General features: G+C 73.8%; 22 protein-coding genes. 7 read left to right on the top strand and 15 right to left on the bottom strand.

Annotated elements, in window-relative coordinates:
* Positions 1–6 precede the first annotated feature (6 nt).
* From cydC to ACGF0J_RS20015, 4 genes are read right to left on the bottom strand one after another with little or no spacing between them, the layout of a single operon-like run.
* Positions 7–1,770: a thiol reductant ABC exporter subunit CydC gene (gene cydC, locus ACGF0J_RS20000; protein ID WP_393147775.1), complete on the bottom strand. Its 1,764-nt coding sequence runs from the start codon at positions 1,768–1,770 to the stop codon at positions 7–9.
* Complete coding sequence (gene cydD / locus ACGF0J_RS20005) at positions 1,767–3,575, bottom strand: thiol reductant ABC exporter subunit CydD (RefSeq protein ID WP_393147777.1); 1,809 nt, start codon at positions 3,573–3,575, stop codon at positions 1,767–1,769. Before cydD ends, cydC begins: the two co-directional genes overlap by 4 nt.
* Positions 3,576–3,581: 6 nt before the next feature.
* A complete protein-coding gene (locus tag ACGF0J_RS20010) occupies positions 3,582–4,346 on the bottom strand; it encodes a cytochrome d ubiquinol oxidase subunit II (protein WP_393147779.1) in 765 nt (254 codons plus the stop codon).
* A gap of 11 nt (positions 4,347–4,357) precedes the next feature.
* Positions 4,358–5,524 carry a cytochrome ubiquinol oxidase subunit I gene (locus ACGF0J_RS20015; RefSeq protein WP_393147781.1) on the bottom strand — a complete coding sequence of 389 codons (1,167 nt, stop codon included), beginning with the start codon at positions 5,522–5,524 and terminating at the stop codon, positions 4,358–4,360.
* Between the two features lie 82 nt (positions 5,525–5,606).
* Here ACGF0J_RS20015 and ACGF0J_RS20020 point away from each other — a divergent pair, with 82 nt between their 5' ends.
* From ACGF0J_RS20020 to ACGF0J_RS20040, 5 genes are all read left to right on the top strand, one after another.
* Positions 5,607–5,966 (top strand): helix-turn-helix transcriptional regulator, encoded by a 360-nt coding sequence (locus tag ACGF0J_RS20020; RefSeq protein ID WP_393147783.1) that lies wholly within the window; start codon positions 5,607–5,609, stop codon positions 5,964–5,966.
* Between the two features lie 120 nt (positions 5,967–6,086).
* Positions 6,087–6,875 carry a carotenoid biosynthesis protein gene (locus ACGF0J_RS20025; protein ID WP_393147785.1) on the top strand — a complete coding sequence of 263 codons (789 nt, stop codon included), beginning with the start codon at positions 6,087–6,089 and terminating at the stop codon, positions 6,873–6,875.
* Entirely contained in the window at positions 6,863–8,308 is a 1,446-nt protein-coding gene (locus ACGF0J_RS20030; RefSeq protein WP_393147787.1) for a phytoene desaturase family protein, read from the top strand. The genes ACGF0J_RS20025 and ACGF0J_RS20030 overlap by 13 nt, the downstream gene beginning before the upstream one ends.
* On the top strand, positions 8,305–9,450 hold the full coding sequence (locus ACGF0J_RS20035; protein WP_393147789.1) for a glycosyltransferase: 1,146 nt from the start codon (positions 8,305–8,307) through the stop codon (positions 9,448–9,450). The genes ACGF0J_RS20030 and ACGF0J_RS20035 overlap by 4 nt, the downstream gene beginning before the upstream one ends.
* The gene (locus ACGF0J_RS20040) at positions 9,447–10,181 is read left to right on the top strand and encodes a spheroidene monooxygenase (RefSeq protein ID WP_393147791.1); all 735 of its coding nucleotides are present in this window, start codon (positions 9,447–9,449) and stop codon (positions 10,179–10,181) included. The genes ACGF0J_RS20035 and ACGF0J_RS20040 overlap by 4 nt, the downstream gene beginning before the upstream one ends.
* Before the next feature lie 9 nt (positions 10,182–10,190).
* Here the strand turns inward: ACGF0J_RS20040 and ACGF0J_RS20045 are convergent, their stop codons facing one another.
* The 5 genes from ACGF0J_RS20045 to ACGF0J_RS20065 all read right to left on the bottom strand — a co-directional run bounded on the left by ACGF0J_RS20045 (position 10,191) and on the right by ACGF0J_RS20065 (position 15,535).
* Positions 10,191–11,138, bottom strand: coding sequence for a phytoene/squalene synthase family protein (locus ACGF0J_RS20045; protein ID WP_393147792.1), 948 nt, complete (start codon positions 11,136–11,138; stop codon positions 10,191–10,193).
* On the bottom strand, positions 11,135–12,547 hold the full coding sequence (locus ACGF0J_RS20050) for a phytoene desaturase family protein (RefSeq protein ID WP_393148075.1): 1,413 nt from the start codon (positions 12,545–12,547) through the stop codon (positions 11,135–11,137). The genes ACGF0J_RS20045 and ACGF0J_RS20050 overlap by 4 nt, the downstream gene beginning before the upstream one ends.
* Complete coding sequence (locus ACGF0J_RS20055; RefSeq protein ID WP_393148077.1) at positions 12,547–13,590, bottom strand: polyprenyl synthetase family protein; 1,044 nt, start codon at positions 13,588–13,590, stop codon at positions 12,547–12,549. The genes ACGF0J_RS20050 and ACGF0J_RS20055 overlap by 1 nt, the downstream gene beginning before the upstream one ends.
* 120 nt (positions 13,591–13,710) lie before the next feature.
* Positions 13,711–14,376 carry a permease prefix domain 1-containing protein gene (locus ACGF0J_RS20060; protein ID WP_393147794.1) on the bottom strand — a complete coding sequence of 222 codons (666 nt, stop codon included), beginning with the start codon at positions 14,374–14,376 and terminating at the stop codon, positions 13,711–13,713.
* A 55-nt stretch (positions 14,377–14,431) separates the two neighbouring features.
* Complete coding sequence (locus ACGF0J_RS20065) at positions 14,432–15,535, bottom strand: pentapeptide repeat-containing protein (RefSeq protein ID WP_393147796.1); 1,104 nt, start codon at positions 15,533–15,535, stop codon at positions 14,432–14,434.
* Between the two features lie 106 nt (positions 15,536–15,641).
* Here ACGF0J_RS20065 and ACGF0J_RS20070 point away from each other — a divergent pair, with 106 nt between their 5' ends.
* On the top strand, positions 15,642–17,327 hold the full coding sequence (locus tag ACGF0J_RS20070; RefSeq protein WP_393147798.1) for an ExeM/NucH family extracellular endonuclease: 1,686 nt from the start codon (positions 15,642–15,644) through the stop codon (positions 17,325–17,327).
* Positions 17,328–17,508: 181 nt separating this feature from the next.
* Positions 17,509–17,883 carry a thioredoxin gene (trxA, locus tag ACGF0J_RS20075; protein ID WP_393147800.1) on the top strand — a complete coding sequence of 125 codons (375 nt, stop codon included), beginning with the start codon at positions 17,509–17,511 and terminating at the stop codon, positions 17,881–17,883.
* Positions 17,884–18,012: 129 nt separating this feature from the next.
* On the opposite strand, the gene ACGF0J_RS20080 is transcribed toward trxA, so the two are convergent.
* The 6 genes from ACGF0J_RS20080 to ACGF0J_RS20105 all read right to left on the bottom strand — a co-directional run bounded on the left by ACGF0J_RS20080 (position 18,013) and on the right by ACGF0J_RS20105 (position 25,106).
* Complete coding sequence (locus tag ACGF0J_RS20080; RefSeq protein WP_393147802.1) at positions 18,013–19,350, bottom strand: class II 3-deoxy-7-phosphoheptulonate synthase; 1,338 nt, start codon at positions 19,348–19,350, stop codon at positions 18,013–18,015.
* A 180-nt stretch (positions 19,351–19,530) separates the two neighbouring features.
* On the bottom strand, positions 19,531–20,529 hold the full coding sequence (locus tag ACGF0J_RS20085) for a LacI family DNA-binding transcriptional regulator (protein WP_393147804.1): 999 nt from the start codon (positions 20,527–20,529) through the stop codon (positions 19,531–19,533).
* Positions 20,510–21,919, bottom strand: a complete 1,410-nt coding sequence (locus tag ACGF0J_RS20090) for a GH1 family beta-glucosidase (protein WP_393147806.1) — start codon at positions 21,917–21,919, stop codon at positions 20,510–20,512. Before ACGF0J_RS20090 ends, ACGF0J_RS20085 begins: the two co-directional genes overlap by 20 nt.
* Positions 21,916–22,752: a carbohydrate ABC transporter permease gene (locus tag ACGF0J_RS20095; RefSeq protein WP_393147808.1), complete on the bottom strand. Its 837-nt coding sequence runs from the start codon at positions 22,750–22,752 to the stop codon at positions 21,916–21,918. The genes ACGF0J_RS20090 and ACGF0J_RS20095 overlap by 4 nt, the downstream gene beginning before the upstream one ends.
* Positions 22,749–23,699 (bottom strand): carbohydrate ABC transporter permease, encoded by a 951-nt coding sequence (locus ACGF0J_RS20100; protein WP_393147810.1) that lies wholly within the window; start codon positions 23,697–23,699, stop codon positions 22,749–22,751. Before ACGF0J_RS20100 ends, ACGF0J_RS20095 begins: the two co-directional genes overlap by 4 nt.
* A 78-nt stretch (positions 23,700–23,777) precedes the next feature.
* Entirely contained in the window at positions 23,778–25,106 is a 1,329-nt protein-coding gene (locus ACGF0J_RS20105; protein ID WP_393147812.1) for an ABC transporter substrate-binding protein, read from the bottom strand.
* Between the last annotated feature and the right edge of the window lie 56 nt (positions 25,107–25,162).

A 25,162-nucleotide genomic window follows, 5' to 3' on the forward strand; every position in this document is an offset into this window, starting at 1 on the left:
GCGGGCTCAGCGGCGGGTCAACGCCTCGGACTCCCACAGGTCGCGGTAGTAGCCGGGCTCGGCCACCAGCCGCCGGTGCGGGCCGCGCTGGATCACGCGGCCGTCCTCCAGCACGATGATCTCGTCCACGTTCTCCAGCCCCCGCAGGCGGTGGGTGACCAGCAGCGTGGTGCGGCCGCGGGTCACGTCGAGCAGGTCGGCCATCAGCCGGTCGGCCGTCTCCTCGTCCAGCGCCTCGGCGGGCTCGTCCAGCAGCAGCACCGGCGGGTCGTACAGCAGGGCCCGCGCGAGCGCCAGCCGCTGCAACTGCCCGCCGGAGACGGTCCTGCCGTCCTCGCCGAGCTGTGCGTCCCACCCGGTGCGGTCGGCCCACCGCTCCAGCCGCGCCTCGCGGACGGCCTCGCGCAGCCGCTCCTCGCCCGCGTCGGGTCCCGCCAGGCGCAGGTTGTCGCGCAGGGTGGTCTGGAAGATGTACGGGTCCTGGGTGAGCCCCGTCATGAGGGTCCGGACGTCGTCGGAGGCGAGGTCCCGGACGTCGACGCCGTTGACCCGCACGCTGCCGGACTCGGGCTCCACCAGACGCATCAACGCGGCCAGCAGCGTGCTCTTGCCGGCTCCGCTCGGACCCACCAGCGCCACCCGACTGCCGGGCGTCAGCGTGAGCGACACCCCGTCGACCGCCGCTCGCGGCGCACCGGCCGCGCGCTCCACCTCGCCGATCTCCACCCGCCCGCTCTCGACCTGGCCGCCCTGCGCGCCGCCGGTCTGCCCGCCTGCGGGCGCGTGCCGGACGACGAGGTCGGCCACCTCCACCGTGTACGGCGGCTGGGGGAGCGGCGCGGGCGCGGGCGGCTCCGTGACGGCGGCGGGAGCGCCGCGCACCTCCTTGAGGCGGCGCAGCGCCGCGGTGACGCCGGCCAGCCGCTCGCCCGCCGCCGCCAGGGGCAGGATCGGCTCGAACGACACCAGCGCGGTCAGGGCCAGCACGGCGGTGGCCACCGTGCCCGCGCCGGCGGCCTGCGCCAGCAGCACGATGCCCGCCACCGTGAGCCCCTGGGTGAGCGTGCCGGCGGCCAGGGCGAGGGCGTGCACGCGGGACTGGCGGCGTTCGAGCGCGGCCAGCGCCTCGTCAGCGGCCCGCGCCTGCTCCAGCGCCCGGTCCCCGGCGCCGTAGGCGGCCAGGTCGGCCGAGCCGTGCACCAGGTCCGCCACCGAGCCCGCCAGCGCCGCGCGCGCGGGGGCGATCCTCGCCGACCAGCGGCGCGCCCCGGCCGTGGTGACCGCCGGAAGCAGCACCCCCGCCACGGCCAGCCCCGCCAGCAGCACCAGCGCGGCGGCCGGCAGCACGAACAGCCCGATGCCCACGGCCGCTACGGCCGTGACGGCCGCGGCCGCGGCGGGCAGCAGGCAGCGGACCAGCAGGTCCTGGACGGCGTCGGTGTCGTCCACCATCCGGCTCAGCAGGTCGGCGCCGCCGTGCCGGGGCGGGCGGGGCGCGATGAGGGCCTCGTACAGGCGTTCACGGGTGCCGGCCTGGGCGCGCAGGGCCACGTCGTGCCCGGTGAGGCGCTCGGCGTAGCGGAACACGCCCTTGCCGGTGGCGAACGCGCGCGTCGCCACGATCGCCACGCTGAGGGCGGCCAGCGGCGGCTGCTCGGCCGCCCGGGTGATCAGCCAGGCGGCGGCGGCGATCAGCCCGAGTCCGGCCAGGTCGGCCGCCGCCCCCGCCAGCACGGCCCAGCCGAGCCGGGCTCCCATCAGCCGGTTCACGCGTTCCTCCCCCGGCCGCGGGACTCCGCCCGCGCCCTGCCGTCCTCACGCAGTCGCTCCGCGCCCGGGGTGGCCGTGTCGGAGACGACCCGGCCCTCGTGCAGGCGGATGACGCGGTCGGCCAGCTCGATCATGGCGGGCCGGTGGGCGACGATGACGGCCGTGCGGCCACCGGCCAGGTCGGCCGTCGCCGCGACGACCGCCGCCTCGCTGCGCCCGTCCAGCCGGGCCGTCGGTTCGTCGAGCAGCAGCACGGTGGCCTGCGGGCGGCAGAAGGCGCGCGCCAGGGCGACGCGCTGCCGCTGGCCCGCCGACAGGTTGGCGCCGCGCTCCCCGACGGGCGTGTCGTAGCCGTCGGGGAGTCGCTGGACGAACTCGTCGGCGTACGCGGCCGTCGCGGCCCGCCGCACCTCCTCCGGCGTGGCACCCGGCGAGCCGAGGCGGATGTTGCCGGCCACCGACGTCGTGAACAGGTGCGGGCGCTGCGGCACGAACGCCAGCCGGTCGCGCCACCCATCCGGGTCGAGTTCGCGCAGGTCGACGCCGTCCACGAGGACCTGGCCTGCGGCGGGCCGGACGAAGCCGAGCAGGAGGTGCAGGAGGGTGCTCTTGCCGCCGCCGCTCTCGCCGACCAGGGCGACGTGCTCGCCCGGGGCGATCGTGAGCGACACGTCCGTCAGGGCGGCGTCGTCACGGTCGGGGTAGCGGACCGTGACGTTCTCCAGCCGGATGGCCGGCGGCCCGCCGCTCCCGGCCGCGGGCGCGCCGGACCCGGCCGGGCGGGCGGGCTCCTGGGCGGACTCCTTGGCGGATTCCCGGGTGGAGAGCTCAGCGGCGTCCTCGGCGGAGCGTCCGGAGGGCTCGGCGGGCGACGTGGCGCGGTCGAGCACGGCGAAGGCGGCGTCGGCGGCGGCGACGCCCTCCATCGAGGCGTGGAACCTGGTGCCCATCGCCCGCAGCGGCAGGTACGCCTCCGGGGCCAGCAGCAGCACCAGCAACGCCGTCGTCAGGTCGAGCGAGCCGCCCAGCAGGCGCAGCCCGATGGGCACCGCCACCAGCGCCAGCGACAGCGACGCGCACAGCTCCAGCACCAGCGACGACAGGAACGCGACCCGCAGCGTCCGCATGGTCGCCGACCGGTGCGCGTCGGCCACCTGCCGGATGACGCCCGCCTGGTAGCGGGCGCGGCCGAAGGCGCGCAGCGTGGGCAGGCCGCGCACCACGTCGAGGAAGTGCCCGCCGAGCCGCGACAGGGCGTGGTACTGGCGTTCGGTGACCGCCTTGGTCGTCAGGCCGACGAGGGCGCCGAAGACGGGGATCAGCGGCAGCGTCACCAGCACGATGACCGCGCTCGCCAGGTCGGCGGCGAAGAGCCGGACGAGCACGGCGACCGGCACCACTGCGGCCACGGCGACGGCGGGCAGGTAGCCGGTCAGGTAGGCGTCGAGCCCGTCGAGGCCGCGGCCGGTGAGGGTGACCAGCTCGCCGGAGCGGTGGCCGGTCAGCCTGGCCGGGCCGAGCTCCTGCAGCCGGGCCAGCAGCCGGTGGCGCAGCGCCGACTTCACGCCGGTGGCGGTGCGGCCGGCGAAGACGCCCTGCGTCCAGGCCAGCAGCGCCCGCAGGCCCACCACTGCGGCCACGCCGGCCAGCGCGACGGCGGCGAACCTGCCGGACAGCACCCCGGCCAGCAGTTCGGCCTGGACGAGCACGAGCAGGCCCGCGAGCACGGCCGCCGCCATCGTGACGGACAGGTGGCGCCGTATCGACCGCTCGGCCCGCATGAGCCGCAGGAGATCCTTGTGCACGTGACCTCAGAAGAACGAGAGAGTCCTGACGGGCCCCTTCCCGGGACGGAAAGTGCGCCACACCCATACTTGCGCGATCACCATCACCGGCGCGAACGGCAGGACCATGACACTGAGCACACTCAGCGTAGGGGAGGGCGCGCTGTGCTCCAGCAGGTACGGCAGGGCGCCCCCGACCACGGCGGCGGCCGGCAGCGCTGCGGCGGTCCCTGACAGCGCCAGCGCCCGGCCGGACCGGGTGATCCCGGCCGTCTCCGGCGCGCGCCAGCCGAGGAACGTCCACCCGTGCCAGGCGAACAGCAGCGTGACCACGACGCCCAGCAGCAGCCCGACCGGGTGCGACAGTGCGGAGCCGAAGCCCGTCGCGGCGGCGTACAGCGCCACGCCCCAGCCGAACGCCAGGCCGAGCGACCCCAGTGTGATCATCGCGTCCCAGAAGGAGCGCCAGCGCGCGCCGTCGGCGCGGCGCCGGAACCACAGCCCCGCGTCGCGCACGACCCAGGCCAGCAGCATGGCGACCACCAGCGGGTACAGGCCGAACAGCACCTCGCCCTCCAGCGTCGGGTACACCCCGAACAGGGTCCCGGCGACGGCCACCAGCCACACCTCGTTCGCCAGCACGAACGGTGCCATGGCGGCCACCATGCGGTCCCTGGCGGGCCCGTCCCGGCCGACCAGCGGCAGCAGCAGCCCGACCCCAAGGTCGAACCCCTCCAGGGCGAAGTAGCCGACCAGCAGCAGCGCGAAGACGGCGTACCAGATCAGTTCCATGGCCGGTTCTCCTAGTGGCTCAGTGCGGGGGAGCGCTGCTCGTCGAGGGTGGCGCCGAGGGGCAGGTCGCGCGGGCCGCGCCTGACCACCCGGGCGATGAGCGCGTAGTCGGCGACCGCGAGCATGCCGAGGACCGCGACGAAGCCGACGAGCGAGGCGGTCACCATGCCGGAGGTGAGACCGGGTGACATGGCGTCGGCCACGGTCAGCCGTTCCCAGATCATCCACGGCTGCCGGCCCACCTCGCGGGCCAGCCAGCCGCAGATCGCCAGCGCGAACGGCACCGGGGTCATGGCGATGAGCGCCAGGTGCGACCACCGCCAGCGCGGCAGGCGTTTCCTCGTCACGAACATGGCGAGCAGGAGGAGGGACAGCAGGTTGCCCGACTCCGTCATGATCGCCAGCGCGGTGTTCGCCACGCCCGCGTCGCCGTCGAACTTGCCCTCGGCCACCCCGCCGAACTGCGGGTAGCCGAAGGCCACCGCGATCCACAGCCCGAGGAAGGCGGTGCCCACGCCGGTGCGCAGCGACGCGGTGAAGAACTCCGTCTCGCCGTCGCGGCGGCGCAGCCGGTAGGCGCTCGCGCCGACGACCACCATCGCGCCGGCGAACAGCCCGACGCCGACGACGTGGGGGAAGGCGAAGACGAGCGCCTTGTTCGTGAACAGCGCCCCGGCGTCGACCAGTTCCATCCGGTCGCCTCCGGGCGCCGCTCCGGCGGGGTTCTGCAGGAAGGAGTTGGCCACCATGACGAAGAAGGCGCTGGCGTACGCGGTGAGGGTCACCAGCCAGATGCAGGCCAGGTGGAGGCGCTTCGGCAGCCGCCCCCACCCGAAGATCCACAGTCCGAGGAACGTCGACTCCAGGAAGAACGCCACCAGCGTCTCCATGGCCAGGGGGGCGCCGAACACGTCGCCCGCGTAGTGCGACAGCCCGGCCCACGACAGCCCGAACTGGAACTCCATCACCAGTCCGGTGACGATGCCCAGCGCGTAGTTGATGACGTAGACCTCGCCCCAGAAGCGGGTCATCCGTTCGTGTGCCGGGTCTCCGGAGCGCACCCAGCGGGTGTGGGTGATCGCCACCATCGGCGCCAGCCCGAGCGTCACCATCACGAACAGGAAGTGCAGGCTTCCTGTCGCCGCGAACTGTAACCGCGCCAGGTCGAGCACGTCCATCGGGACCTCCCTCGTCCACTTCGGTGTAGACAGCCTACATGTAGGCTGTCTACACGACGCGGCGTTGCCTAGGATCGTGCTCATGAACCCCGACGCGCTGCGCGGCCACATGGACGCCCTGCTGCTGTCCGTTCTGGAGGCCGAGCCGCTGCACGGCTACGCGATCATCGAGGCGCTGCAGGAACGCAGCGGCGGCGCGCTCAGCGTGCCGACGGGCACCGTCTACCCCGCGCTGCGCAGGCTGGAGCGCACCGGGCACCTGGCCAGCGAGTGGGCCACGGTCGGCGGACGCAAGCGGCGCACCTACCGGCTGACCGAGTCGGGCCGCAGGCAGCTTGAGGGGGAGCGGTCGGCGTGGCGGGAGTTCACCACCGCGATCGGCAGCGTGCTGCGGCCCCGCTCCGGCGACGCCCCGGCCGGGACGGCCGTGCCGCGCCCCTGACGGCGTCGCGGCCGACCGGCCGGGCGATGCGGCCGACCGGCCGGGCGACGCATCCGATCGGCGGGGCGGTGATCGGCGGGGCGATGCATCCGATCGGCGGGATCGTCCGAAGGTATGTGCGTGACCGCAGTCTCGGCCCGGCGACGAGCCCCCACGATCATCGGAACGGTCCTGCTGTGCGCGATGGCCGCCGCGCAGGTCGTCAGTGGCGCGACAGACGACCTGCGCGGATGGACGGACCTCGTCGTGCTGCTGCTGGCGGCCTCGTCCGTGGCGTTCGCGGCCGGCGCGACCGGCCGGCCGGGGCGCGCCGTGGCGGCGTTCGCCGCCGTGGCGGCCGTCGGCTACGTCGCCGAACTGGCCGGGGTGGCGAGCGGCGTGCCGTTCGGGGCCTACTCCTACACCGAGGTGCTCCAGCCGCAACTGCTGGACGTCCCGGTGATCGTGCCGGTCGCCTGGGGCGGGATGGGGCTGGCCGCGTACGCCGTCGCCCCGGGCGGCGGCGCCACGCGCGTCGTGCTCGGAGCCGTGGCGCTGACCGCGTGGGACCTGTTCCTCGATCCGCAGATGCTCCGCCTCGGGGCGTGGACCTGGCACGACGGCGGCTTCTACCGCGACGTGCCACTGACCAACTTCGCCGGGTGGCTGCTGGTGTCGCTGCTGGTGATGACGGTGATCCACGGGCTGCTGCCGGACGTGTCCGGCGCGGCGGGGCCGGCCGCCGTGTACGCGGTCATGGCAGTGATGGAGACGGTCGGGTTCGCGCTGGTGTTCCGGCCGCCCGACCTCGTGGTCGCCGTGTGCGGCGGGCTGGCCATGGGGGTCTTCGTCGTCGTACGGGTGAAAGCGGGAATCACGGCGAGAGCCGGGACGCGTGAGGGGACCGAGGAGGACCTGTGGCGGCGGTGAGCGTGGTGGGCGGCGGCGTGGGCGGGATGGTGAGCGCCCTGCTGCTGGCCCGGTCCGGGCACGAGGTGACCCTGCTGGAACGGCTCCCGCGGCTCGGCGGCAAGCTGGCCGAGCACCGGCGCGACGGCTTCCGCTTCTCCCTGGGCCCGTCGCTGCTCACGCTGCCCGGCGTGTTCCGCGACCTGGGCGTGCACCGAGAGCTGGTGGAGATCGAGGAGCTGTGCCGCTACCGCTTCGCCGACGGGTCGGTGCTGACCGCGCACCGCGACCCGGACCGGATGGCGCGCGCGGTGGAGCGGCTGGCGCCGGGGGAGGGGGCGCGCTGGCTGGCGTTCCACGCCTGGGCCCGGCGCTGCCTGTCGGCGTCCACGCGCACGTTCTTCGCCGGCCCGCTGAACCGGCCCCCGCGCGCGGCGCACCTGTCGGACCTGCTCGCGGTCGCGCCCGGCCGCACGCTCGCGGGCCTCGCGCGCCGCTGCTTCCGCGACCCGCGCCTGCACCAGTACGTCAACCGGTACGCCACCTACGCCGGGTCCGACCCGTACCGCGCCCCGGCCGCGCTCGGCTGCGTCCCGGCCATCGAGCACGACCACGGCGCCTGGTACGTCCCCGGCGGCCTGCCGCGCCTCGCCGGCGACCTCGCAGCCCTGCTGGCCGAGGCCGGCGTGGAGGTGCGGCTGTCGGCCCCCGTCGACGCGATCGTCGCCGACCGGCGGCGGGTCGGCGGCGTCCGGCTGGCGGACGGCGAGCGGATCGCCGCCGACGCCGTCGTGGCGAACACCGACGCGGCCGAGTTGTACGGGCGGCTGCTGCCCGACCGGCCCAGGCTGCGCCGCGTCGCCGCGCTCGGCCCGTCGACCTCGGCCTTCCTGCTGCTTGCCGGGGTCGAGGGCCGCACCGAGGGGCTCGCCCACCACTCGATCCTCTTCTCGGCCGACCAGCGGGCCGAGTTCGACGCTCTCTTCCGGCGCCGGACACCGTCCACCGACCCGACCGTCTACGTCGGCTGCGCCTCGGTGGACGACCCGTCGCAGGCCCCGGCCGGCGCCGAGGCGTTGACGCTGCTGGTGAACGTCCCCGCGCGCGACCCGTCCCGCTGGCCGACGCCGCCGGAGTCGTACCGGGACCTGGTGCTCGAACGGCTCGCCGAACGCGGTCTGGACCTGGCGGGACGGCTGCGCTTCGTGGACCTGTTCACCCCCGCCGACCTGCGGCAGCGGTACGGCGCGTGGGGCGGCGCGATCTACGGCACCGCCTACTCCGGCCGGCTCGCCCCCTTCCGCCGCCCGGCCAACCGCGGGCCCCGGCGCGGCCTGTACCTGGTGGGCGGCTCGGCGCACCCCGGCGGCGGGCTGCCGCTGGTGGCGATGGGCGGCCGGATCGTCGCCTCGATGGTGGACGAGGACTTCCCCACCGGGAAGGCGGCCTCATGACGCCCGCGAACCATACGCTGCGGTCCGCCGTGCTCGCCGCGGCGCAGGCCGTCGCGGGGGCCGTGGTCTGCGCCCGGCTGGCGAGAGGACGGCGGCGCAGGCCGTCGCTGCGCCCCGTGCCCGCCCGCTCCCGGAGCGAGGTGTCCGTGGTCGTCCCGGCCAGGAACGAGGAAGGACGGCTGGCGCCGTGCGTGGCCGCCGCGCTGGCCGACCCGGCCGTGCGCGAGGTGATCGTGGTGGACGACGAGTCCACGGACGGCACGGCCCGGCTGGCCGCGTCCCTGGGCGCGACCGTCGTGCGCGGCACGCCGCCGCCGGACGGCTGGGTGGGCAAGCCGTGGGCCGTCCACCAGGGGCTGGCTGTTGCGAAGGGCCCGGTCGTCGTGACGCTGGACGCCGACGCCCGGCCGCGGCCCGGCCTGTTCGGGGCGCTGGCGGCCGGGCTGGCGGAGTTCGACCTGGTCTCGGCCGGACCGAGGTTCGTCTGCGACGGCCTCGCCGAGCAGGCGCTGCACGCCTCGTTCCTGGCGACGCTCGTCTACCGGCTCGGGCCGATCGGGGCCGCGACGCCGCCCCCACCGCACCGGGTCCTCGCCAACGGCCAGTGCCTGGCCTTCCACCGGTCCGCGATGCTGGCCGCCGACGGGTTCGCCCGAATACGCGGGCACCTGGCCGACGACGTCGCGCTGGCCAGGACGCTGGCCGCCGACGGCTGGCGGGTGGGCCTCCTGGACGCCGGTGACCTGCTGGTCGTGGACATGCACGACTCGGCGGCCGGCGTGTGGCGGGAGTGGGGGCGCACGCTCGCGCTGGCCGACGTGACGGGACGGCGGCGGCAGACAGCCGACCTGGCCGTGGTGTGGCTGACCGCCGCGCTGCCCGTCGCGCGGCTGCTGGCGGGCCGCGCGACGCCGCTCGACCTGGGACTGCTCGGCGTGCGGCTGCTGCTCGCGTGGGCGCTGCGCGGCAGCTACGAGCGTCCCGGCCCCGGCCTGCTGCTGTCGCCGCTGCTCGATCCGGCGACGGCCGTCCAGCTCACGCGGGCGACGTACCGGCCGCGCCGCACCTGGCGAGGGCGCGCCTACGGCCCCCCGCAGCCGCTCGGCCCGCGCGCGGCCCGTGACACGGGCGGCGGGCCGTGACCGCGCGAAGCGGGGTGGCCTCCTTCCACCTCATCAGGTACCCGGACACGAGCGCCATCCGGTACATGGCCTTCGACCGGCCGGTGCTGCGACGCACCGGCGGCCTGACGTTCCACCGGCTGCTCGGCACGGGCCGGGGCGCCTCCATGACGCCCGGCGCGGACCTGCGCCGCTGGGCGCTGTTCGCGGTGTGGCGGGACGAGGCGGCGCTGGAGGCGTTCCTGCGCGACTCGCCGATCGCGCGGCGCTGGCGGCGCGCGGCAGCGGAGTCCTGGCACGTGCGGTTGACCCCGCTGTCCTGGCACGGCCGCTGGGCCGGACGCGACCCGTTCGCCGTCGCCGACCTCCCCGGCTGCCGTGACCCGTTCGCCGGCACCGGCCGCACGGGCCGCCACCAGGGCCCGGTGGCGGTGCTCACCCGGGCGTCGATCCGGCCCACCCGGCTCGTCGCCTTCTACCGCGCCGTCCCGGCCGTGGACCGCGACCTGCTGCGCCGGCCCGGCTGTCTCGCCTCCGTGGGCGCCGGCGAGTGGCCGCTCGCCCGCCAGGCCACCTTCTCCCTGTGGCGGGACGAGGCCGACATCCGCCGGTTCGCCTACCGAGGAGACGCCCACCGCGACGTGATCGGCCGCGTGCGGCGCGACGACTGGTACGCCGAGGAACTGTTCGCCCGCTTCGCCCCGTACGCGAGCGAGGGCACGTGGAACGGGACGGACCCGCTGACCGGGTGAGGGGAGGGGTCAGGGCACCTCCACCGTGACACGGCGCTCACGGCGGCCCGCCGCCCTGGCGGCCACGAGGTGCCGGGTGAAGACCGCCAGCCTGTGCCGGCGCGGCACCCGCGCCCGGCGGGCCAGCACCTCGTACCCGCCGCGCTCGATCTCCGCCAGGATCCCGCCGTACAGTTCGTACGCGGCCCGCACGCACGGCCGCGACGACGGGGTCAGCAACGCGATGCCCTCCAGCGCCCGGGCATAGTGGTCCCAGGCGCGCCCCGCCTCGAAGGCCAGCAGCCGCCGGGCCTCGGGAGGCGTGCGCGGGCCGCGCAGCGCCGCCTCCGTGACGCCGAACCGGTCGAGGTCGGCCCCGGGCAGGTAGACGCGGCCGCGGGCGAGGTCCTCGGCCACGTCGCGCAGGAAGTTGGTGAGCTGGAAGGCCAGGCCGAGCTGCCGGGCCGGCTCGCGGGCCGCGGCCTCCATCTCCGGCAGCGGCTCCAGGACGGGCAGCATCATGGTGCCGATGACGGCCGCCGAGCCCTCCATGTAGCCGAGCAGGTCGTCGTAGGTGGCGTAGCGGGTCACGGTCAGGTCGGCGCGCATCGAGCGCAGGAACGCGGCCACCTCGCCGTGGCCGATGCCGAAGGAGCGCACGGTGTGGGCGAACGCGGGCAGCACGGGGTCGCCGGACCGCTCACCCGCCAGGGCCGCGGCGACGCGGGACTCCAGCCCGTCGAGGGCGGCGGCGCGGTCGCCGTTCATGGTGAACGAGTCGACGATCTCGTCGGCGTACCGGGCGAAGCCGTACAGGGCGTGCACGTGGCGGCGCTTCCAGGCGGGCAGGAGGAGCGTGGCCAGGTAGTAGGAGCGGCCGAAGCGGGCGTGCAGGGCGCGGCAGCGCTCGTAGGCGGCGGTCAGGCCGGTCGAGCCCTCGGCCGCGGCATCGGGGGACCGGGCGCCCAGGCAGGTCATCGTGCCTCCGCGATGATGCGGCGGGCGGCCAGCCGCCCGGACAGCAGCACGGGCGGCACGCCGACGCCCGGAGCGGTGTGCATGCCCGCGAAGTGCAGGCCGGGGACGCGGCGGGCCGCGCCGGACGGCCGGAACCAGGCCGTCTGCGTGAAGCGGTGGTCCAGGGCGAACGGCGTGCCCGCGGAGTGGCCCTCGGCCGCCCACCTGCGGGGGTCCCAGGTGAGCCGCGGCGCCCCCGACAGGTCGCCGTAGCCGAGCGCGTCCAGGCGGGCGAGCAGCCGCTCCTCCACGGTCTCCCAGCCGCGGCCCTGCAGGTTGGGCGCGGGCTCCAGGACGCTGAGCGTGTCCGGGGAGGGGTGGGTCACGAGGATGCTGGGGTCGGGCTGCGGGCGTCCCGCCTCCAGGGCGGCGAACGTCCGCTCCCACTGCCTGCCGAGGTGCAGGGTGTGGTGGGCGTGACCGGGCAGGGGACGGTCCAGCCCGACGTGGGTCACCACGCATGACGGGGAGAAGCGCGGCCGGCGCAGCCGCCAGTCGGCCGCGGCCCGCGGCAGCAGCTCCGCCTGGGCGCGCACCAGGTCGCAGGCCACCACGACGGCGCGGGAGGCCAGCCGTTCCCCGGTGTCCAGGCGCACCGCCGTGACGCCGTCGCCGCCGGCCTCGACCCGGGTGGCGCGCGTGCCGTACCGGAACGTCACGCCGAGTTTCCCGGCGAGGGCGGCCATGGCGGCGGGCACCGCGTGCATGCCGCCGCTCTCGGGGAAGTAGACGCCTCCCACGGTGTCCATGTGCGCGATGACGGCGTAGACGCCCAGCGCCCGCGACGGCGACAGCCCCGCGTACAGCGCCTGGAAGGTGTGCGCCCGGATGAGCCGCTCGTCGGTGAGATGGGCGGCCACGAGCCGGTCGAGGCGGCGGAACCCGCCCATGGCCGCCAGGCGCACCAGCGCGACCGGCCTGGCCAGGGCGCGCAGGCGGGTCATGTCCGCGTCGACGAACACGCTCCACTCGGCGGCGAACAGCCTGCCCAGCAGCGTGCGGAAGCGCCGGTAGCGTTCGGCCTCGGCGGGCCCGCACAGCTCGCGCACCTGCCCGATCATGGCGTCGGCGTCCGGCAGCACGTCCAGCCGGGAGCCGTCGTGGAAGAGCAGCCGGTAGGCGGGGTCGAGGCGGCGCAGCGGCAGCCAATGGTCGAGGTCCTCGCCCGCCGCGCCGAAGATCTCGGCCAGCACGTCCGGCATGGTGAGCACCGACGGCCCGGTGTCGAAGCGGTACGGCCCGAGTTCGGCCGTGCCGCAGCAGCCGCCGGGGACGTCCCGCGTCTCCACGACGGTCACCTCGCGCCCGGCCGCGGCCAGGTGGATCGCCGCCGACAGACCGGCCAGCCCGGCCCCGATGACCACGTCCATCACGCCGCCCGCTCCGTGGCCTGGCGGGCCAGCTCGACGAGGGCCGCGGCGGCGTCGGCGGGCAGGCAGGGCGCCTCCAGCGCCGCCACCGCCTCGCCGGCCAGCGCGCCGATGCGCCGTTCGGCCGCGTCGAGGGCGCCGCACCCGGCGATCAGCTCGCGGGCGGTGGCCACGTCCGCCTCGTCACGCACGCGGCCGAGGATCGCGGCGCCGAGGTCGCCGGTGCGGGCGTGGGCCTCAGCCAGCAGGTAGGTCTGTTTGCCGAGCAGCAGGTCGGCGCCCGCGGGCTTGCCGGTGCGCGCCGGGTCGCCGAAGACGCCGAGCACGTCGTCGCGCAGTTGGAACGCCTGCCCGAGCGGCGCCGCGTACGCGCCGAGCGCCGCGAGCGTCGCGCCGTCGCCGCCGGCCAGCGTGTGCCCCAGGTGCAGGGGACGCTCGACGGTGTACTTGCCGGACTTGTACGCGCCGATCTCCATGATCCGGCGGCGCGTGGCGCGGCCGCGGGCGGCGTCGGCCAGGTCCAGGTACTGCCCGCCGATCAGCTCCACGCGTAGCCGGGTGAACACCTCCCACGCCCGGCGCGGCACGCCGGCGGCCAGCATCGCGCTGTCGGCCCAGGTGTAGGCGAGCAGGCCGAGCAGCGTCGCCACCGACTCCCCGTGCCGCCGGGGATCGCCGCGCCACCCGGCCCGCCGGTGCTCCTCGGCCAGCGCCAGGTGCGCCGTGACGTGGCCCCGCCGGGTGCCCGACTCGTCCATGACGTCGTCGAGCAGCAGCGCGCAGGCGTGCACGAGCTCGACCGCGCAGCCGGCCGACAGCACCGCGTCCAGGTCCTCCGGCCGCCCGCCCGCGGCCCGGTGCCCCCAGTACACGAAGGACGGCCGCAGCCGCTTGCCCCCGCGCAGGACGAAGTCGGCGAGGAACCGGCGCACGGTGCCGACGCCCTCGTCCCCCACGAAGCCGAGCCCGCTCGTCTCACGCTCGACGATCTCCGCCAGATGTCGGTCGACCAGCTCGCGGACGGAGCCGGTCAGTACGGTCATGGTCACCAAAGCCTCCGCTCGTCACCAGGGTCTTCGAGAGCGGACGGACGTTCGGATGCACCCCGTGGGGTCGTTTTGGCGTGCCGGGGTTCCCGCTCCGGTCCGGGCGCGGGCGGCCGGTCAGGCGCGGGCGCGGCGGGTGAGCGTGAGGCAGCGCACGGCGCAGTAGAACTGCAGGCCCCAGAAGGCCGAGGTGACCAGTTCGGCCAGCATGACCGGCGCCAGCCGGTCGAAGCCGGACGGCAGGTCGGACACGGCCGTCACGAGCAGGCTGAGCAGGCCGCACAGCGGCAGCGTCACCATCACCGTGAGCCCCAGCGACCGGGTGATCGGCACGGTCCGGCGGAACCGCCGGGCGCCCCTGCCAAGTGCGAACAGCGCCAGCCCGCCGTACAGGCCGGCCACCACCTGGACCGCGTCGAGCAGCGCGGTGGCGGCGGTGTACCAGACCGGCCGGGCACTCCACGAGCTGTGGTCGCCCGGGAAGACGTGCCAGATCGCCGACCAGATGAGCACGCTCAGCGGCAGGGTGAGGAACAGCAGCGCCCCGAGCCGCCGGCCGGCGGCCGCGGTCAGCTCGTCCTGGTAGCCCGGCGCGATCTCGGCGACGTCGCCGAACTCCTCGACGGCCACGCGCTCGGCCGCCTCCCGGCCGAGGCCCTGCGCCTCCAGCGCGTCGGCGGTGTCGGTCAGGCTGTCGCGCGCCTCGACGACCAGATCACGCTTCGGGCCGGCCGGGCCCGCCAGGGCCCTGCTGAGATCGGCCACGTAGTCGTCGATCAGCATGAGCCAAGTGTACGGACCGGCGGCGTGGGCGGCCATCGGGGACGACCACGACGCGTCACGGACTCCGCACGCCGCTGGGGGACGGCGGGGGGCCCGCGGCCTGCGGCCCCGGCTGCTGCGGGGCCGGGGCGGACCGGCGGCTCAGCCAGCGCATGACCGGAGCCCGCACGCCCTCACGCACGCCCCGCGCGCTCATCCCGAACCTGCACTCCGTGAGCCGCACGCCCGCCGGATGCACCAGCCCGGCGAACCCGCACGCCGACAGGTCGAGACCGTGCAGGGTGAGACTGGGCGCGTCCACCTGCCGTAGCGAGGTCAGCGCGGACCTGCCGCGGCCCGTCACCGTGGCCGGGCCGCGCAGCACCGCGCCCTCCAGGTCGGCCCGGGCGTCGGCCAGTCGGAGCGTGGTGGCTCCCGCCACCTCCACCCGCCGCAGGTCGGCGCTGCCGTCGCTGACGGACACGTCGAGCGTGCCGTCGGCGCGGGCGCGGGCGGCCGACAGCCGGCCGGTCGCCGACAGGTAGGCGTCGGCGGCGAAGTGCGCCGCCTCGAACAGGGCGCCGCCGCGGACCTTGCGGAACGACAGGGTGCGGCCGAACCGGGCGCCGCGGAAGGTGGCCCCGTCGCCCAGCCGCGCCCCGTCGAAGGTGGCGAACCCGTCGAAGCGGGCCCCCTCGCACGACAGGCCGTGCCCGAAGCCGGCCTGGCTGAACAGGGCGTCGCGGGCCATCACGGCCCGGTCCAGCGCCAGGTGCCCGCGCACCTCGACGCCGTGGAAGGACAGCTCACGGGCGAACCTCGCCCCGGCCAGGGACACGTTCCCCTCGAAGCGGCTGCCGAAGAACGACGCCAGCCGCTCGAACAGCGCGCCGTCGAGCGACACGTCACCGGCGAACGTCACATCGGCCAGCCGCACGTCGCCGGTGAACCGCACCCGGTCGAACCGGGCGCGGCCGGGGCGGCGGCCGGTCGCCTCGACGACGCGGGTCAGCAGGTCACCGCCGATCGCGGTGCCGCGCAGGTCGAGAAGCCGGCCTGGGGCCATCCCGGCCAGCGTCGCGGTGAGGTCGTCGGGGTGCAGGTGGGACAGGCAGAGTCCGTACGGCCGGCGAGCGATTCCCGTGCAGGCAGCGGAGTGCGTGCAGGTGACCCAGTCCATGCCTTGGTCATACCCCGTGATGGCCATTGTCAAGGTTCGATAATTTCACGCTCTGGCTATATGTATGTAGAAATATGTGACCGCATATCCCTCTAAAGTGCCGGTCATGCGTGTTTTAGCCCGGACTGCCGCCGCCGCGCTGGTCGCCGCCGCCCTGTCCGCCACCCCCGCCGCCGCCGCCACGCCGGCCGACCCGTGCGCCACCCCGCCGACCCACCGCATCTCCGAGGTGCAGGGCAGCGGTGACGCGACGCCGCTGGCCGGCCAGACCGTACGGGTGGAGGGCGTCGTCACCGGCGACTTCCAGCGCAGCGACCAGCTCAGCGGCTTCTTCCTGCAGGACCCGGCACCGGACGCCGACCCGGCCACCTCCGAGGGCCTGTTCGCCTTCGCCCGGGACACCGTCAAGGACGTCCAGCCCGGTGACCGGGTCCTGGTCACCGGCCGGGCCTTCGAGTTCAACGGATGGACCGAGCTGTCCCCGGTGAGCGCGGTGGACGTCTGCGGCGCCGGCGCCGTGCCCGCCCTGCCGTACCGGCTGCCCAGCGCGGGGCTCGAACACGTCGAGAACATGCTGCTGACCTTCCGGCAGCCGCTCACCGTCAGCGACCACTACAACCTCGGCCGGTTCGGCGAGGTCACCGTCTCCTCGGGCGGCCGGCTGTTCCAGCCGACGGACCGGCCCGGCGTCGACCCCGAGCTGAACCGGCGCCGCTCCCTGCTGATCGACGACGGCTCCACCCGGCAGAACCCCGGCACACTGCCGCCCGTCGTGCGCGCCGGCGCGGTGGCCGTGGGGGCGACCGGCGTGCTCGGCTACGGCTTCGACGCCTACCGGCTGCAGCCCACCAAGCCCGTCACGTACCTGAACGCCAACCCGCGCCCGCCGCGCCCGCTCCCCGTCGGCGGCAACGTCAAGGTGGCCTCGTTCAACACCCTCAACTGGTTCACCACCCTCGGCTCGCGCGGCGCGACCACCGCCGAGGAGCAGCAGCGCCAGCTCGCCAAGCTGGTCGCGGCGCTCAAAGGCCTCGACGCGGACGCCGTCGCGCTCATGGAGGTCGAGAACAACGGCCAGACCGCGCTGGAGGCCCTGGTCGACGCCGTCAACGCCGAGGTCGGACCCGGCACGTACGCCGCGCTGAAGCACCCCCACCCGGGCACGGACGCCATCCAGGTGGGTCTCATCTACAAGCCGGCCCGGCTGACCCCCGTCGGGGAGCCGCGCGCCTCGCAGGACCCGGTCTTCAGCCGGCCGCCGCTCGTCCAGACCTTCCGCAGGGCCGAGGGCGGACGGCCGTTCACCATGGTCGTCAACCACCTCAAGTCGAAGGGCTCCTGCCCGTCCGGCGGCGGCCCCGACGCGGACCAGGGCGACGGGCAGGGCTGCTGGAACGCCACCCGGGTCCGGCAGGCGCAGGCGCTCCTGGGACTCGTGGCGGACCTGCCGGGCCCGCTGGTCCTCGGCGACCTCAACGCCTACGGCGAGGAGGACCCGATCGACACCCTGCAGGCCGGCGGCCTGACCAGCGTCACCAAGCGGTTCGTGCCGGCCCGGCAGCGCTACAGCTACGTGTTCGACGGGCTCGCGGGCGAGCTGGACCACGCCCTGGTGGGCAGGGACCTGCTCAGGCGGGTCACCGGCGCCACGATCTGGCATGTCAACGCCGACGAACCGCGCGTCCTCGACTACAACACCGAGTTCAACCCGCCCGGCCTCTACCGGCCGGACGCCTACCGCTCCTCCGACCACGACCCGCTCGTCGTCGGCCTGTCCCTGCCCCGCCGCTGAGGCGTGTCCCCGGCCCGGTCCGGCCACGACGCGGCCGGGCCGGGGGCATGGAATGCTGGCGATGGGTACGTGGTTGTCAAGGGATGCGTCCGCGCGGCGCGCCCCGGCACGGTTCGCGGCCCGGAGACCTGCAGACTCACCCAGACTCACCGACGACACGAGACGATACGAGGAGCCTCTTGTGGCGACCATCGAGGTAACCGAGACCAACTTCAACGACATCGCCGACAAGGGCATCGTGCTGCTCGACTTCTGGGCGGAGTGGTGCGGCCCCTGCCGGATGTTCGGCCCCATCTTCGAGAAGGCGTCCGAGAAGCACCAGGACATCACGTTCGGCAAGATCGACATTGATGCGCAGCAGGCCCTCGCGCAGGGCTTCGACATCAGCTCGATCCCGACGCTGATGGCGATCCGTGACGGCATCGTCGTCTACGCCCAGCCGGGCGCCATCCCCGAGCCGGCGCTCGAAGACCTCATCCGCCAGGTCCGCGCCCTCGACATGGACGCGATCCGGACGGAGCTCAACGAGGAGATGAAGAACGCCCAGCAGAACTGACCGAGGTCAGGCACGCCCCGCCGCGTCCGGCGGGGCTCACCCGACGGGCCGGTGCGCGCCCCGCGGAAACGGCGAGCCGCCCGCACCCGGACCGGGCACGGGCGGCCGTGTCGGTGAGCGGCCGGCCGGTCAGGCCGAGCGGTAGAGCTCCGCGACCCGGAAGGCCAGGTCGAGCGACTGGCCGCGGTTGAGCCGCGGGTCGCAGGCCGTCTCGTAGCGCAGCGACAGGTCGTCCTCGGCGATCTCCTGGCCGCCGCCCACGCACTCGGTCACGTCGTCGCCGGTGAACTCGATGTGGATGCCGCCGGGGTGCGTGCCGAGCGAACGGTGCACCTCGAAGAAGCCCGCCACCTCGTCCAGCACGTCGTCGAGCCGCCGCGTCTTGTGGCCGCTCGGCGCCTCGAAGGTGTTGCCGTGCATCGGGTCGCACAGCCAGACCACCTGGGCGCCCGCCGAGGTCACCTCCTTGACCAGGCTGGGCAGCAGCTCGCGGACGCGCGGAGCGCCCATCCGGGTGATGAACGTCAGCCGGCCGGGCTCGTTGTCCGGGTTGAGCCGCTCGACCAGCTCCAGCGCCTGCTGGGGGGTGGTGGTCGGGCCGAGCTTGACGCCGATCGGGTTGCGGATGCGGGCGAAGAAGTCGACGTGGGCGCCGTCGAGCTGGCGGGTGCGCTCGCCGATCCACACCATGTGCGCCGAGACGTCGTACGGCAGGCCCGTCCGCGAGTCGATGCGGGTCAGCGCACGGTCGTAGTCGAGGATCAGCGCCTCGTGCGAGGAGTAGAACTCGACAGTGTGGAACTCCTCAGGGTCGGCGCCGCAGGCCCGCATGAACGCCAGCGCCTGGTCGATCTCCCGGGCGAGCTGCTCGTAGCGGCGCCCGGCGGGCGACTCGGCCACGAAGTCCTGGTTCCAGGCGTGCACCTGGCGCAGGTCGGCGTAGCCGCCCTTGGTGAACGCCCTGGCGAGGTTGAGCGTCACGGCCGAGGAGTGGTAGGCCTTCAGCAGCCGCCACGGGTCGGGCGTGCGCGACTCGGCGGTGAAGTCGAAGCCGTTGACCATGTCGCCCCGGTAGGCGGGCAGCTCCACGCCGTCGCGGGTCTCGGTGCCCTTGGACCGCGGCTTGGCGAACTGGCCCGCGAGCCGGCCGATCTTGACGACCGGCACCTTGCCCGCGTAGGTGAGCACGATCGCCATCTGCAGGAGCGTCTTGAGCTTGTTGCGCACGTTGTCGGCGGTCGCCCCGGCGAACGTCTCGGCGCAGTCGCCGCCCTGCAGCACGAAGGCCTCGCCGCGGGCCACGGCGGCCAGTTGCTCCTTGAGCTGGTCGCACTCGCCGGCGAAGACGAGAGGGGGCAGGCCGCCGAGCTCGGCGACGACCTTGTCGAGCTCGCCGCGGTCGGGCCAGTCTGGCTGCTGCGCCGCGGGGAGGGCTCGCCAGGAATCGAGATTGGTCTGTGCGCTCACGAGACGAGGGTATTCCACCGGCTCGTCTGAGCCGACCCCGATGTCCACGTTGTGAGAAGGCGATGTCACGACGGGTCGGCGCGGCGGTGAGACGGCGGCGAGACGGCGCCGGAAGCGCGGCCCGTCGGCCGGGTCGTCGAACCCGGCCGCGATCAGCCTCGCCCCGCATGCCCGGTCCGGTCAGGCGGACTGGCGGCGCACCAGGTGGGTGTCGAGGATGACCACCGGCTGGCGGAGCTCCTCACCGTTGATCCGGGCCACCAGGAGCTGGGCCATCTGCCGGCCCATCGCCTCGGTCGGCTGGTGGACGGTCGTCAGCGGCGGGTCGGTGTGCGTGGCGGCCTTGGAGTCCTCGAACCCGACCACGGCGACGTCGCCCGGGATGGCCCGGCCGGCCGCCTTCAGCACCCGGATCGCGCCGACCGCCATGAGGTCGGAGGCGGCGAACACCGCGTCGAGCTCCGGGTGGCGCTCCAGCAGCTCGCGCATCGCCGACGCGCCGCTCTCCTCGGAGAAGTCGCCGTACGCCACGATCTCCGGCAGGCCGGAGGGCAGCAGCGCGTCGTGGTAGCCGGCCAGCCGGTCGACGCCCACGCCCATGTCCTGGGGGCCCGCGATGGTGGCGACCGCGCCCCGGCCGAGGCTCAGCAGGTGCTTGACCGCCTGCCGGGCGCCGGCCCGGTTGTCCATGTCGACGTAGCTGTAGGGGTTCAGGCCGACGGGCCTGCCGCCGAGCACGGTCGGCACGCCCATCGCCTCCAGCCGGCCCGGCAGCGGGTCGGCGCCGTGCAGCGACAGCAGCAGCACGCCGTCGACGTGCTGCCCCGTCAGGTAGTGCTCCAGCCGCTCGTGCTCCTCGCGCGACTGCGCCATGGCGAGGATGAGCTGCAGGCCCGTCTCCGACAGCGCCGAGCCGATGCCGCGGATGGTGCCCGCGAAGTAGGGCTCGTCGAACACCCGCAGCTCCGACTCCGAGACCACCAGGGCCACCGTGTCGGTGCGCCGCGTCACCAGCGCCCTGGCCGCCCGGTTGGGCACGTAGCCCAGCTCCTGGATGGCCTGCCGCACCGCGTCGCGCGCCTTGTCGCTGACGTTGGGGGAGCCGTTGATGACCCGAGACACCGTGCCCCGGCCGACACCGGCCCGAGCCGCGACTGCCTCAAGAGTCGGTCGGTTCATGTCGCCTATTCTGCCGGATGATCTCGGCATACCAGAGGGCGCTGTCCTTGAGCACCCGCTGCTGCGTGTCGAAGTCGACGTGCACCAGCCCGAACCGCTTGCCGTAACCCCACGCCCACTCGAAGTTGTCCATCAGCGACCAGGCGAAGTAGCCCTCCAGCGGCACGCCGGCCTCGATCGCGGCGCGGCAGGCGCCCAGATGGGCGTCGATGTAGGCGCGCCGCTCGGCGTCGTGCACCCGGCCGCGCTCCAGCACGTCGTCGAACGCGGCGCCGTTCTCGGAGATCACCAGCGGGATCGGCGGGTAGTCGCGCGCCACCCGCGTCAGCACCTCCAGCAGGCCCTCCTCGTCGATCTCCCAGCCCATCGCGGTCACCGGCCGGCCGCCGTTGACGAACGACACGTGCTCGCTGCCGACCCACGGCGAGCCGGTGTCGGTCGGCGCGGCCGCGGCGGACGCCTTCCCGCCGGACGCGCCCGAGACGGTGAAGCGGCTGTAGTAGTTGACCAGCAGCACGTCGATCGGCGCGTTGATGGCGGCCATGTCGCCGTCGGCGACGAAGTCGAGCCCGGTCCCGAGGTCCTCGATCACGTCGTCGGGATAGCGGCCGAGCAGCAGCGCGTCGAGGAAGAAGCGGTTCTGCAGGCCGTCGATCCGCCGCGCCGCGTCCAGGTCGCGCTCGCTCGGGGTGTCCGGGGTGACCGCGTACAGGTTGACGCAGCCGCCGACCCGGCGGGCGTTCATGGCCTGGACGGCCAGCCCGTGCGCCAGGTTGAGGTGGTGTGCGGCCCGGACGGCGTTGGCCGGCTCGCGGCGGCCCGGCGCGTGCTCGCCGGAGGCGTAGCCGAGGAAGGCCGCGCACCACGGCTCGTTGACCGTGCTGAAGGTGTGCACGTGGTCCTTCAGGACGTCGTGCACGCACCGCGCGTAGTCGGCGAACCGGTAGGCGGTGTCGCGGTTGGGCCAGCCGCCCGCGTCCTCCAGCGCCTGCGGCAGGTCCCAGTGGTAGAGGGTCAGCCACGGGTCGATGCCGCGCGCGCGCAGCTCGTCGGTGAGCCGCTTGTAGAAGTCGAGGCCCTTGACGTTGACCTTCCCCCGGCCGTCGGGCTGGATGCGCGGCCAGGAGACGGAGAAGCGGTAGGCGGTCAGGCCCAGCTCGGCCATGACGGCGACGTCGTCCTTGAACCGGTGGTAGTGGTCGATGGCCACGTCCGCGTGGTCGCCGCCGAGCACCCGGCCGGGCGTCCGGGCGAAGGTGTCCCAGATCGACACGCCCCGGCCGTCCTCGTTCACCGCCCCCTCGATCTGGTACGCCGAGGTGGCCGCGCCCCACGCGAACGTCGCGGGGAAGCGGAGGTGGGAGCTGGTCTGCTCCTGTTGAGTCGTCACGCCTTGACCGCACCTTCCATCAGGCCGCCGACGATCTGCCGGCCGAACAGCACGAAAACCACGAAGAGGGGGAGGACCGAGGCGGCGGTGCCGGTGAACAGCATCACGTAGTCAGTGCCGTGGGCGGAGTTGAGTGCCGCGATGGACGTCTGCACCACCGGGTTGTCCGGGTGCAGCACGATGAGCGGCCACATGAACTCGTTCCACGTCTGCATGAACACGAGCAGCGCGAGCACCGCCATGCCCGGCCGCAGCGCGGGGATGATGATCCTCCGGTAGATGCCCATGGTGGTGGCCCCGTCCACCCTGGCCGCCTCGACCAGCTCGTCGGGGACCGCCTGGGAGGTGTACTGCGTCATCATGAACACGCCGAAGCCGTTGACCAGGAACGGCAGGATCACCGACTGGAGCTGCCCGGTCCAGCCGAGCGTGACCATCAGCTCGTACAGCGGCACCACGCCCATCTGCTGCAGCGGCACCATCATGGTGACGAGGATCAGGCCGAGCAGCAGCTTGGAGCCGGGGAAGCGCAGCTTGGCGAACGCGAACCCGGCCAGCGTCGAGATGAGCACCACCGACACCGTCACCGTGGTGGCCACGATCGCGGAGTTCGCCAGGCCGGTCAGGAAGTGGGCGTCCTCGGTGGCCAGCAGCCGCTCGACGTTCTCGCCGAGGTGGCCGCCGGGCAGCAGCGGCGGGGGCGTCTCGACGGCGTCCTCGTTGGTACGGGTCGCCATGATGAACATGTAGTAGATCGGGAACGCCGACATCAGCAGGGCCAGCACCAGCGTCACCTTGGTCAGGAGCGTCGCGTCCCAGGGCTTGTTCCTCATCGCGCCCCCCTGATGCGCCGGGTGAACCCGTAGTTGATCATTGTTCCGAGCAGGATGAGCACGAACAGCAGCCAGGCCGCCGCCGCCGCGTAGCCCATCTCGAAGTCGCGGAAGCCCTCCTTGACGATGAACATCGCCACGGTCTGGTACTGGCCGGTGGTGCCGCCCGTCATCATCGGGTTGCCCTCGAACATGACCGGCTCGGCGAACAGCGTCATCCCGCCGATGGTGGAGATGAAGACGACGAACACCAAGGTCGGCCGCAGCATCGGCACCGTGATCTGCCAGAACTGCCGGCGGGCCGAGGCGCCGTCGAGCGCGGCCGCCTCGTACAGGTCGCGGGGGATGGTCTGCATCGCGGCCAGCAGGATGATCGCGTTGTAGCCCGTCCAGCGCCAGTCGACCATCGTGGAGATCGCCAGCCAGGACGACCATTTCTCGTTCTGCCAGACGATCGGCTCGACGCCGAACCAGCTGAGGATCCAGTTGAACAGCCCGTAGTCGCGGCTGTAGAGCTGGCTGAAGATCACCGCGACGGCGACGACGGAGGTCACCAGCGGCAGCAGCACGCCCAGGCGCAGCAGCAGCCTGCCCTTGAGCCGCTTGTTCAGGGCGTTGGCCAGCATCAGCGCGAGGACCAGCTGCGGGACGGTGGCCAGGGCGAACATGCCGAGCGTGTTGATCACCGCGTTCCAGAAGGCGGCGTCGGTGACGAGCTCGGCGTAGTTGTCCAGGCCGGTGAAGGTCTTGTCGCCGGCCAGTTCCCAGTCGTGCAGGGACAGCCAGAGCGTGTATCCGAGGGGGAAGATGCCGAAGATCGCGAACAGCAGGTAGTAGGGCGAGACGAGCAGGTAGGGCACGCCCCTGAGGTCGAAGCGACTCATCCGCCTGGGCGGCGGGGCCTGCCTGCGCGACCCCTGACGCGGCGGCGCGAGTTGGAGAGTCATGGAAACCTTTCCAGCGAGGTGGGGAGGGGTGGCGCCCGAGGAGGGGGGACGGGCGCCACCGCGTCCGGGGTGCGGGGATCAGCCCGCCGCCTTCACCCCCGCCTCGACGAACTTCGACCAGGCCTCGTCGTACTTGACCGCGCCCTGGTCCATGCCCTCCAGCACCTTCTCGACCGCGGTCTTCACCTGCGCGTGCTTCTCGCCGAAGAACACGGGCTGCAGGTTCGCGACCGAGGCGGCGAAGATCTGGCCGGTCGGCGCGTCGTTGAAGTAGGCGTTCTTCAGGCCCGACACCTCGGTGTCCTGCTGCGCGGGGATCGAGCTGGGGAACGCGCCGGCCTCCTTGAAGGCGGCCACGTGGCCGTCCTTGCCGGTGAGGTAGTTCAGGACCTCGGCGGCCTCCTTGGGGTGCTTGCTCTGCTTGGGCACCGCGAGCCAGGAGCCGCCCCAGTTGCCCGAGCCGCCCGGCACGGCCGCGACGTCCCAGTTGCCCTTGTTGGACTCGCCGGCCTTGCCCTCGATGACGCCGAGCATCCACGACGGGCATCCCATGGTGGCGAAGCCGCCGCCCTTGATGGCCTTGTCCCACGCCGGGCTCCACGCCTGCAGCTTGGCGGTCAGACCGGCCTGGCTGAACTTCTGCACCCAGTCGAAGGAGGCCTTGACGGCCGGGTTCTTCTCGACGATGAGCTGGTTGCTCCTGTCGAAGTACGCCAGGTTCCCGTTCTTCGGGGCCTCCTGGAACAGGATGACGTTGTAGATCGTGTTGGGCCCGTCCATGAACTTGGCGCCGGTCTTGGCGGCCTCGAACTTCTTGCCGGTCTCGAAGAAGGCGTTCCAGTCGGGCCAGAGCTTGCTGACCTCTTCACGGTCGGTGGGCAGGCCCGCCTTCTCGAACAGGTCCTTGCGGTAGCACATCGTCATGCCGCCCATGTCGGTGCCCAGGGCGAACAGCTTGCCCTGGGCGTTGAGGCCGGCCTCCCACTTGGCGGCGGGGAAGTCGGCCTTGCGGCTGTCGAGGCCGTACTGGCTCAGGTCGGTGAAGAACTGCGGGCGGGCCGCCATGAGGCCCATCGCGCCCTCGTCGATGCCGACGACGTCCCCGGCGCCTGCCCCCGCTTGGAGACGCTGGAGGAGCTGCGGCAGGTACACGTCCTCGAACCGGTCGGTCAGGTTCTGGTACTTGATCTGAATGTTCGGGTGCTCGGCGTTCCACTTCTTGACGGCCTCGTCGTAGCCGAAGTTCTCGCCGCCGCCGAAGGTGTGCACGTTGATGGTGACCGGCTCGGCCGCGGAGCCGCTCTGCGTGGCCGTCTGCGTGTCGCCTCCGCCGCCGCTGCAGGCGGCGACGGCCGCCAGCGCGGTGAGCGCGACGCCGGTCACAACAAAGCGCTTGTGGTTCGTCATTCCGTACCCCTCTTGGGTGTGGAGGTGGGAGGTGCACCGCGGCCTGCCGCGGCGTG

The sequence above is a fragment of the Nonomuraea sp. NPDC047897 genome (genome assembly GCF_043204415.1).
GTDB lineage: Bacteria > Actinomycetota > Actinomycetes > Streptosporangiales > Streptosporangiaceae > Nonomuraea.